Source organism: Synechocystis sp. LEGE 06083 (assembly GCF_015207725.1).
Classification (GTDB): domain Bacteria; phylum Cyanobacteriota; class Cyanobacteriia; order Cyanobacteriales; family Microcystaceae; genus Synechocystis; species Synechocystis salina.
In genome coordinates, this window is the sequence record NZ_JADEWJ010000151.1 from 1 (window position 1) to 9,281 (window position 9,281).

The 9,281-nt window shown below is 48.3% G+C and carries 11 protein-coding genes and 1 pseudogene; 6 read left to right on the plus strand and 6 right to left on the minus strand.

The features are described from left to right. Positions 1-472: pseudogene (locus IQ219_RS12165) on the minus strand (carboxynorspermidine decarboxylase); the annotation flags it as partial. Between the two features lie 139 nt (positions 473-611). Next, positions 612-824 (minus strand): high light inducible protein, encoded by a 213-nt coding sequence (locus IQ219_RS12170; protein WP_199309756.1) that lies wholly within the window; start codon positions 822-824, stop codon positions 612-614. 84 nt (positions 825-908) lie between these two features. On the opposite strand from IQ219_RS12170, the gene IQ219_RS12175 reads away from it, so the two are divergent. Both IQ219_RS12175 and IQ219_RS12180 read left to right on the plus strand, forming a co-directional pair. Then, positions 909-1,220 carry a hypothetical protein gene (locus IQ219_RS12175; protein ID WP_190598822.1) on the plus strand — a complete coding sequence of 104 codons (312 nt, stop codon included), beginning with the start codon at positions 909-911 and terminating at the stop codon, positions 1,218-1,220. Positions 1,221-1,413: 193 nt separating this feature from the next. Then, positions 1,414-2,592: an LptF/LptG family permease gene (locus tag IQ219_RS12180; protein ID WP_190598821.1), complete on the plus strand. Its 1,179-nt coding sequence runs from the start codon at positions 1,414-1,416 to the stop codon at positions 2,590-2,592. Positions 2,593-2,620: 28 nt separating this feature from the next. Here IQ219_RS12180 and IQ219_RS12185 read toward each other — a convergent pair whose 3' ends face one another. Further along, on the minus strand, positions 2,621-2,770 hold the full coding sequence (locus IQ219_RS12185; protein WP_190598820.1) for a hypothetical protein: 150 nt from the start codon (positions 2,768-2,770) through the stop codon (positions 2,621-2,623). A gap of 326 nt (positions 2,771-3,096) precedes the next feature. Here IQ219_RS12185 and IQ219_RS12190 point away from each other — a divergent pair, with 326 nt between their 5' ends. Further along, positions 3,097-4,542, plus strand: coding sequence for an LCP family protein (locus IQ219_RS12190; protein ID WP_194072773.1), 1,446 nt, complete (start codon positions 3,097-3,099; stop codon positions 4,540-4,542). 112 nt (positions 4,543-4,654) lie between these two features. Here the strand turns inward: IQ219_RS12190 and IQ219_RS12195 are convergent, their stop codons facing one another. Next, complete coding sequence (locus IQ219_RS12195; protein WP_194072774.1) at positions 4,655-5,083, minus strand: Npun_F0494 family protein; 429 nt, start codon at positions 5,081-5,083, stop codon at positions 4,655-4,657. A 189-nt stretch (positions 5,084-5,272) separates the two neighbouring features. Here IQ219_RS12195 and IQ219_RS12200 point away from each other — a divergent pair, with 189 nt between their 5' ends. The 3 genes from IQ219_RS12200 to IQ219_RS12210 all read left to right on the plus strand — a co-directional run bounded on the left by IQ219_RS12200 (position 5,273) and on the right by IQ219_RS12210 (position 7,616). Beyond that, the gene (locus tag IQ219_RS12200) at positions 5,273-5,446 is read left to right on the plus strand and encodes a hypothetical protein (RefSeq protein ID WP_194072775.1); all 174 of its coding nucleotides are present in this window, start codon (positions 5,273-5,275) and stop codon (positions 5,444-5,446) included. Continuing rightward, positions 5,446-6,465: a type I glyceraldehyde-3-phosphate dehydrogenase gene (gap, locus tag IQ219_RS12205; RefSeq protein ID WP_194072776.1), complete on the plus strand. Its 1,020-nt coding sequence runs from the start codon at positions 5,446-5,448 to the stop codon at positions 6,463-6,465. Before IQ219_RS12200 ends, gap begins: the two co-directional genes overlap by 1 nt. Before the next feature lie 575 nt (positions 6,466-7,040). Next, positions 7,041-7,616 (plus strand): Uma2 family endonuclease, encoded by a 576-nt coding sequence (locus IQ219_RS12210; RefSeq protein WP_194072777.1) that lies wholly within the window; start codon positions 7,041-7,043, stop codon positions 7,614-7,616. A gap of 155 nt (positions 7,617-7,771) precedes the next feature. Here the strand turns inward: IQ219_RS12210 and aat are convergent, their stop codons facing one another. Together aat and lipA are read right to left on the minus strand one after the other, a co-directional pair. Continuing rightward, positions 7,772-8,389, minus strand: a complete 618-nt coding sequence (gene aat, locus IQ219_RS12215; RefSeq protein WP_190598815.1) for a leucyl/phenylalanyl-tRNA--protein transferase — start codon at positions 8,387-8,389, stop codon at positions 7,772-7,774. 62 nt (positions 8,390-8,451) lie between these two features. Next, positions 8,452-9,281 (minus strand): lipoyl synthase (gene lipA, locus IQ219_RS12220; protein ID WP_194072778.1); only part of this gene is annotated, 830 nt, incomplete at its 5' end.

A 9,281-nucleotide genomic window follows, 5' to 3' on the forward strand; every position in this document is an offset into this window, starting at 1 on the left:
GGCGGGAACCGGGCACACAGGGATTATAAAGATCGGTCTGCACGGGGGAATATTCTGGATTAATGCGTAACCCTGCCTTTACCGTTGTATTGCGCAACAATTCCCCATAACGGTGCCATTGTCCTAGGGAATTGAAGGTGATGTGGCTCGCCAAAGGGATAATGGCCGGCAGATCATCGGGGCGGTAGGTGGGCGCATAAACATGCACTTCTTTGCCAAATTCCTCCGCCGCCAGCCGTGCCTCCCAGAGGGAACTAGCCGAAGCCCCCCCCAACCCCGAACGCAACCAAGGAAAACAGGGAAAGAGGGCAAAACCCTTCAGGGCTAACATTACCTCGATGGGGGCGGATTGCTGCAACCGCTCGAAAATCGCCAAATTTTGTTGTAACAATTCCTCTGCCAACACAAAACAGGGGGAAGGTAGGTTGGATAACAGGGGGTTTTCGGGAATACTCACCGCAGAAAGGCTCACTTCAGCTACAAAAAGAAAAAAAAGACTACTGCTAAAACAGTAGCCCAATCAAGTCTTGAGATTAACGGAGGTTGCCGGGGCACTTTACTACAGATGCCCTAGGCGAGAAAACCTAAAAAAGTTAGGGTAAATCGAAAAATTACAGAATGCCGAAGAAGTGAAGTACACCTTGCCCAGAGACGAGCTCGAGGATCAGGGCAGAGGAGAAACCGATCATGGCCAAGCGACCATTCCAGTTTTCGGCGAAGGCGGTGAATCCAAATTTAGTGTTTTCGTTGTTCATGGTTAAGAATGTAGTTACGAGCTGGGAGGGTTGTCTATGTAAATAAATGTAACAGAGTATTGCGCCCATGGCAAGTCTGTGATGAAAAAGCAATGGGAAGATAATGTTAGGCTCAGACAGAACAGAAGGGACTAATCCTGGGAGAGCAAGGTAATGTTGCCCCTAATTTTGGCGATCGCCCTGTTGTGGGCCTTGATCTGGTGGGCTAGGCGCCGATCCGGTCGGAAAATTGCCCGGGGCAGAGGCCGCCGTAATTCATCGGGTTTCAAGCAAGCCATCCAAGCTTCCCGCCCAACATCAGTCAGGGTGCCCGGAAAGTTGCGGCGGGATCTAATTCGCATTGCCGGTAATGCCCAGGTGGCGGAAAGGTTGGTGAGCAACCTACGGGCCAAACATCCCGATCGCCCGGAGCACTGGTATTGGGAAAAGGCAATTTTTGACCTGGAGCGTGATCGCCATTATTAATTCAGGATTGTTGGTATGGTAAAAGTCCGGTGGGGGTACCATTGCCATGGACTATAACCAATTGACCATGGGTTGTTGCCGGTACAATGCCCAAAATACTCTAATTGGCGGAACTGCCTACATTAAACTCATTAATCCGAAAAATTGCAGTTAAGTTAGCTTCACCGCCCTATTTTCCTACTATTTCTCGACTATGGCCGTTGGCACCTTCAAACAAAGTAGATTTCAATTCCGTTGGCCCCGTTTGTCCGTCATGGACCGGTACCTGTTTGTGGAACTGTTCTTGCCGTTCATTTTTGGCATGGGCATGTTCACCTCCCTGGCCCTTTCCATTGGGACTCTTTTTGACCTGGTGCGACGGGTGACGGAATCAGGCTTGCCCATGGACATTGCGGTGAAGATTCTCTTCTTAAAAATGCCGGAATTTGTGGTGCTGGCCTTTCCCATGTCCATGCTTTTGGCTAGTTTAATGGCCTATAGCCGTCTTTCCAGCGACAGCGAACTGATTGCCCTCCGTAGCATTGGGGTGAGCATTTACCGTCTAGTAGTGCCGGCCCTCCTGTTTGGCATGGTGGTAACTGGCATTGCCTTTGTTTTCAATGACCGTATTACCCCGGCCGCCAGTTATGAAGCGTTAGCTACCCTAGACCGGGCTGTACACCAAGACCGCCCCCCCCGGCAAGAACAAAATATTATTTATCCGGAATACGGCCCAGTGCGGCAACCGGACGGCAACGAGAAAAATATTTTGAAGCGCCTCTTCTACGCCGAAGAATTCAACGGCAGCGAAATGAAGGGGCTGACCATTCTTGACCGTACCCAGAGCGGGGTTAACCAAGTGCTCACAGCGGAAAGGGCCAGTTGGAATATTTCTGAAAATACTTGGGATTTCTACGATGGCACGGTGTACCTCATTGCCCCCGACGGTTCTTACCGGAATATTGTCCGCTTTCGTCATCAACAATTGGCGTTGCCCCGGGCACCCTTGGATTTAGCTAGTCAGGAACGGAAGGATGGTGAAATGACCATTGCCCAGTCCCGCCGCTATCTAGAAGTACTGCGGTTAAGTGGGGACGACAAAAAGGTACGTAAACTAGAAGTCCGCATCCAGAAGAAGTATGCCCTGCCCTTTGTCTGTTTTGTGTTTGGCCTCATCGGAGCGGCGATCGGAGTACGGCCGCAGAATACCAACAAAGCCACTAGCTTTGGGATCTGTGTGGGCTTAATTTTCTTCTATTACCTACTTTCTTTTTTGAGCGAGTCCATGGGCATTTGGGGCGCCCTGGATCCCTTCACCGCTGCTTGGTTTCCCAATTTACTGGGGTTGATTGCGGGCATCGCTTTGTTGGTGCAATCTTCCCGTCTGCGTTGATCTGCCCCCGTTGCCATCCCTGTTGACCCTATTTGTCCTTTTGGCCACAGGTCTGGAGTTGGCGCAGCAATACGTCTATTTCTGCTTCTAGGTATAGGTATTGCACCTGTTGGGGAGTTTCGTAAACCTGTTTTTGGCGATCGCCAGCGGGTTTGGCAAGAACGGCAGATTTGGTCATGGAATTGTTTTTTATAAAGGGTTTTATCAAGCGAAGGCATTATACTGCTTTTTCGGTGAAAAAACACAAATTTTTGTGACAATGTTTCGATTAGCCCCTATGCTCCGGCTCCAGGTCAAACCAGGGCACCAAGGCGATCGCCAGTGGGGAAGAATGGGTAAAAACGGTAACTTTCCCCACTGTTACGTTAAGCAAAAATACTCAATAATCTGTCCTGGGGTCGTTGCCATCCGGCACAGATCGGTGGAACAATCGACTCTTTGGTGTTATCTGTATAGGTTAAGTTTCCGCTTGTTTACCAAAATTCAGTGTGGTGTTGAGGTTGTATGGCGAATAGTACCGAGTCTGCTCCGTTGCAGTCCTCCAGCACCGTCAAAGTTCGTTCCCATTACCGACCCCATACTGCCCCTGAATCTGACCAGGGCGTCCCGCGATCCAAAAGAGCCCTTCCCCCCCTAGGTAAGGGTTTAGTTTGGGGGAGTTTAGTCACCCTAACCGCCACCGTAGCGGCGATCGCCGGAGTGGGTATCGGCTTTTTTACTCCTGGGCCGAGGGGATTGGTTCAGCAAGTTATACCGGGTCAATCCACCGGAGTGGAAGCGGGTCAGGGAGATTTATTTCCCTACCACATCAGTCGTCCCGTCAATATTTTGGTTATGGGCATTGACCGGGTGGAGCCGACGGAAACTGAACCCAATGTGGATGAGTTTGGTGGGCGTAGTGACACCATGTTATTGGTGCGGTTCGACCCCAGGGAAAATAGCTTGAAATTACTCTCCATTCCCCGGGATACCAGGGTTTTCATCCCCGATGTGGGCTATACGAAAATCAATGATGCCAATGCCTATGGCGGCCCCCAGTTGGCAGCGAGGGTGATTAATCGCAACTTGGGGGAAGTGCCCATTGACCGTTACGTCCGGGTCACCACCGACGCGTTACAGGAATTGGTGGATTTAGTAGGGGGAGTGGAAGTGTTTGTGCCCCGCCCCATGTTTTACGAAGATAAAACCCAGCAGTTATTAATTGATTTGCCCGCTGGACTGCAAACCTTAAATGGTGCCCAGGCAGAGCAATTTGTTCGTTTCCGCTACGACGCCAATGGGGATATTGGCCGGGTGCAACGCCAAGAAACCCTGCTCAAAGCCCTACAAAATCGCCTTAGCCACCCCAGCATGATTACCCGGATTCCTAAGGCGATCGGTATTATGCAGAAAACCGTGGACACCAATTTGACCATGGAGGAAATTTTGGCCTTGGTCAATTTTGGGCGTCAGCTCGATCGCCAGGAAGTACAAATGGTGATGTTACCGGGGCGGTTTAGCCAGCCCACGGAATTTGATGGCCGTAGTTATTGGGTGATGTCTGATGCCGGCAAACGGCAGGTGCTCAGGAACTATTTTGATGTGATTGAAGAAGTCCCCATCTGGGCTGAGACCCCCGGGCGATCGCCAGAACGATTACGCATTGCTCTGCAAAATGCCACTGACGATCCCCAGGCCTTGGAACGGATGAAGGAATATTTACTTGCCAAGGACTTCCGCAATTTCTATGAAACATCAGAATCGCCGGAACTATTAGCAGAGACGAAAATTCTGGTTCAGAGGGGGGACTTGGATGGTGCCCATTATCTACGGCAAACCCTGGGGGGCGGCGTAGTGGAAGCTTCCTCCGTTGGCGACCTAGGATCGGATTTAACTATCCAAGTGGGTATGGATATTGACCAATGGCTCAAGGAACCAACTCCAGAGCACGACCCTGCTCCCCAATTTTAAAGCTCCAGATCTTCTCCCTACCCGATCGCCATTGCCGTTAGCAACGAGTAAGTTGGGGCCATGCTCTTTGCCTGTTTAATTTTGCCTCAAGATAAATATGAACGAACTTAAACTACCCACGACCCAATAAGGTGGCCAGGGGGGTGAGCCAGCGGGCTAGCTGATTTTGTAAACGATTCCACGGGGAAGGGGCAGGAAATTGCCTTTGCTCTCCAGGATATTGATCCAAGATTTGCTTAGCCAACGGTGTGAGACGAAAACTGTCGGTAATACCCTGGCCGTCCACTTCCCGCCGCAATAGCCCCACCTGAATGAGCCACATCAACTCCCGCTCCACTCGATTTTCCGTCAACACTTGCCCACAAAAACCTTGCTTAACTCCCCCGGCTCCGGCGATCGTGGGTAGGGGCACACTGGCCTGGGCCATGGCTCGAAACAAGTCCAGATAAAAGGGACAACACTGGAAAGCCCTTTGGGCCCGATTATAGGTGCGAGTAGTGTAACCAGCTAATGCTTTCGGGGAGGCCAAAGAGGTGTTCATGGCAAAATATTCAGTCAAAAACCTAACGATTTACAGTGGCAATCCATCGGCGGGCAAATCTCTGCAGTCTCGAAAAAAATTAAGAACAGTCAAAGAATCTGGACATAGACCAGCCCATAACTCAGTGGTCAGAATTTTTTTGCCCGGCCTTATTCGGTCCTATTTACCCATTGTGCCCAAATCCGACCATTGTTGCCAATTATTCCCCAGGCAACCACGGCGATCGCCAAGCAAAGATTTAAGCATTTTTTCGTATTCTTGCTAATCTCCCTGCCGAAGAGCTGGGTTAACGTTAGGGCAAGTCAGATGTCCTGGTGTGACCGGGTCATCTTTTTGCTATTTATTCCCCAGGAGTTTTTTTAATGTTAAAAATCGGCATCAACGGCTTTGGCCGCATTGGCCGTCTTGTGGCCCGCATCGCCATGGCCAACCCCCAAGTTACCCTAGTGGGCATCAACGACCTCGTACCAGCCTCCAACTTAGCCTATCTGTTTAAATACGATTCCACCCATGGTTCCTACGGTGGCACTGTAGTGGCCAAAGAAGATGGCATTGTCATTGACGACCAATTTATTCCTTGTTTTTCCCAGCGGGACCCCGCCCAATTACCTTGGGGAGAGCTAGGGGCAGATTATGTAGTGGAGTCCACGGGCCTATTTACTACCTATGTCACCGCTGAAAATCATCTCAAAGCCGGCGCTAAACGGGTGGTTATTTCCGCGCCTAGTAAGGATCCTGAAAAAATTCCCACCTTTGTGGTGGGGGTAAATCATCTCGACTACAACGCTGACACCGACAAGATTGTTTCCAATGCCAGTTGCACCACCAATTGCCTGGCCCCGATCGCCAAAGTATTAGACGACAATTTCGGCATTGTGGAAGGATTGATGACCACAGTCCACGCCATGACCGCCACCCAACCCACCGTCGATGGCCCGAGCAAAAAGGATTTCCGGGGGGGTAGAGGAGCCGCCCAAAATATTATTCCCTCATCCACCGGAGCGGCCAAGGCAGCGGCTTTGGTACTACCACAGCTAAAGGGTAAATTGACCGGCATGGCCTTTCGGGTACCGACCCCCAACGTATCGGTGGTGGATCTAACCTTTAAAACGGCAAAAGCCACCAGTTACGAGGAAATTTGCGCCGCCATGAAAACCGCTTCCGAGGGGGAACTCAAGGGCATTTTGGGTTACACAGAAGATGATGTGGTGTCCATGGATTTTCGCACCGATCCCCGTTCCAGTATTTTTGACGCCGGGGCCGGCATTGGCTTGAACAGCAACTTTTTTAAAGTGGTTTCTTGGTACGACAACGAATGGGGCTATTCCTGTCGAGTCATTGATTTAATGTTGACCATGGCGAGCAAAGACAGCCTGGTTTAGGTTTGATGTTTGTTAGGTTGTCCCAATTAGCCTAGCTAGATTTACCGGGCTCAATCTCCACCCCGGTAACTTTTTTGTGTTTGGTTAACCCCCTTTAGCAAAACTACCCATCACTAGGGCCGATAGCAAAATACCGGGGACGAGGAGGACAACTAACATCAACAGTTGATCGGCGGTCATGGTAAAAATTCCATCTAATGCAAAAAATTCATAATTCCTGAGCCATTAGTCCAGGTGAGGGACAAACCCTATGGGCATGGTAACGGACATTTTTGATTTTTCACCATTTTCGGAGAAGTGGTTTGCTGACAATGGGCTAGAGTTTAACTGGGATGTCAGGAGACTATGCCTCAAAAAGTGGAAGCTACATTTGAGGTAAAGACACGCCAGTCAGAGAATACTTTAAAAGCCCCCTTGGTACCCCATGCCTGGGAAAAACTAGAGAAAATTCCTCCAGAACTGCAATCGCCTTACTAGGTCGATTTAGGAGACAAACTGAAAGAAATATTGCCAATATACTTTTAAAAGAGGAGCTGGAACAATCATCATCGTCACCTTTTTGCTCAGGAGAGAATATGACAACCACCCTTAAGCTACAGCCAGCGATCGCCATTGATTCAGATAAATTTTTCCAAATTTGCCAACAAAATCCCGAATTGATCATTGAAGAAAATGCCCAAGGAGAATTGCTAATTATGTCTCCCACTGGTGGCGAGATTGGCCGCAAGAATGCAGAATTAATAGCTGATTTTATTATCTGGAACCGAAAACATAAATTGGGTTTTGTCTTTGACTCTTCCACTTGTTTTCAGCTTCCCCAAGGAAGACGACGATCGCCTGATATAGCTTGGATCAAAAAAGAACATTGGCTAGATTTATCTACCGAAGAAAGAGCAAAATTTCCACCCATTTGCCCAGATTTTGTGTTGGAACTGCTTTCTCCTAGTGAAACCTTAACTGCAACCCAAACGAAAATGGAAGAGTATTTGGCTTCTGGATTACGCCTAGGATGGTTAATTGATCCCCAGAATCAACAGGTAGAGGTTTATCGCAGTAATCAACCCAAAGAGGTTTTAGTCAAATCAAATCAATTATTAGGGGAGAACATTTTACTGAACTTTATTTTAGAAATTGACTGGTTATGGAAATAATTTCTCCATCGTCCAGAACGAAAAATTGCTAGGGATAAAACCTAGAAGTAATCGATTTAAATCTCAGCAATTAATCCTTATTCGTCAGGTTAGAACTAGTGTTAAATTGGACATAAACAGAAAGTATAATTTTTTTCTTTATGAAAAAGAAAAGGTCAATCAGTTAAATTAATTACATAATCATAAAAATCAGGCTCGGAAGTAAACTGACAACGATAACTGAGGGCTTTCTCTAACTGCTTTTTATAATCTTTTTCTTCCACTTCGTAGGCTCCAAATCTTTCCAGGTGGGGATTTTGTAGCTGGGCATCGAATAACTTATAGCCCCGTTGTCGCAAATGCTGCACTAATTTAACCATGGCAACTTTAGAGGCTTCAGGGACATTGTAAAACATCGATTCCCCAATGAAAGCCCCCCGGATAGCAATGCCCAAAATTCCCCCCGCTAGGCGATCGCCGTACCAAGTTTCAAAGCTGTGGGCCCAACCGGCAACGTGAAAGGTATGGTAAACCTCAATTAATTCTTGGGAAATCCAGGTTTCAGGGCGGGCGGCACATCCCTCACAAACAGCGGTGAAAGCTTGATTAATTTTGACCTGGAAACGATTTTGATTGAGCACCCGTTGCAAAGATTTGGGATAACGAAATTGATTATCCAGAGGAATTAAGGCATGGCGATCGCTGGAATACCAACCCAGTCCATGGCGGTCATCGGCCATTAAAAACAGACCCTGGGCATATTGGGCAATGGCATAGTCAACATTAATTTTCACCCTTTATTTCCTCGCAATTCCCTGGTAATTCTTGGGGATAAATCATTGCTTTTTTGTTTTTATCAATCTTCTCCAGCATGGTAAGAACTCCGCACCAAGGGCCCCGATCGCACATGGCTAAAGCCCAATTCCCTGGCAATTTGACCCAACTGTTCAAACTCCTCTGGAGTCCAATATTTTTGCACGGTTAGATGCTCTAAAGATGGTTGCATATATTGTCCTAACGTCAGGCGATCGCAACCCACGGAACGCAAGTCCTTGAGGGTTTCGACAATTTCATTCACCGTTTCTCCATGCCCCAACATCAACCCAGATTTGGTAAAAATACTGGGATCAAATTCCTTCACCCAGCGCAACACATTCAGAGAACGTTGATATTTTGCTCCCCGTCGTACTTTGCCCTGCAATCTAGCCACTGTTTCTAGGTTATGGTTATAGCAAATAGGTTTAGCCTTGGCCACCGTCAACACCCGCTCCTTTTGGCTGCTTTCCCTACCAATGCCACCCCAAAAATCCGGCGTTAAAACTTCTATGTCGGTAGCGAAATTTTCCTGACGAATGCGCTCCATCACGTGCACAAACCAACCAGCGCCACCATCGGCCAAATCATCCCTAGCGACGGAAGTTAATACCACATATTTAAGCCCCAACAATTGCACCGCTTCTGCTACTTTTTTCGGTTCATCCTGATCCAATGTCATGGGAGCCTGGCCCTTTTCCACCTGACAAAAACCGCAGGCTCTGGTACAAATTTGACCCATTAATAAAAAAGTAGCTGTTTGGTTGGCGTAACATTCCCCCCGATTAGGACAACGACCTTCTTCGCAAATGGTGTGAATTTGGCGCTGTTTAATAATTTGTTGAACTGTGGACAACTCACTAGCTCTACCAA

Coding starts and splice junctions, on each gene's coding strand:
- IQ219_RS12170 (WP_199309756.1), bottom strand. CDS start 824: ATGGGCGCAATACTCTGTTACATTTATTTACATAGACAACCCTCCCAG.
- IQ219_RS12210 (WP_194072777.1), top strand. CDS start 7,041: ATGACAACCACCCTTAAGCTACAGCCAGCGATCGCCATTGATTCAGAT.
- IQ219_RS12195 (WP_194072774.1), bottom strand. CDS start 5,083: ATGAACACCTCTTTGGCCTCCCCGAAAGCATTAGCTGGTTACACTACT.
- IQ219_RS12175 (WP_190598822.1), top strand. CDS start 909: ATGTTGCCCCTAATTTTGGCGATCGCCCTGTTGTGGGCCTTGATCTGG.
- IQ219_RS12180 (WP_190598821.1), top strand. CDS start 1,414: ATGGCCGTTGGCACCTTCAAACAAAGTAGATTTCAATTCCGTTGGCCC.
- IQ219_RS12185 (WP_190598820.1), bottom strand. CDS start 2,770: ATGACCAAATCTGCCGTTCTTGCCAAACCCGCTGGCGATCGCCAAAAA.
- gap (WP_194072776.1), top strand. CDS start 5,446: ATGTTAAAAATCGGCATCAACGGCTTTGGCCGCATTGGCCGTCTTGTG.
- IQ219_RS12190 (WP_194072773.1), top strand. CDS start 3,097: ATGGCGAATAGTACCGAGTCTGCTCCGTTGCAGTCCTCCAGCACCGTC.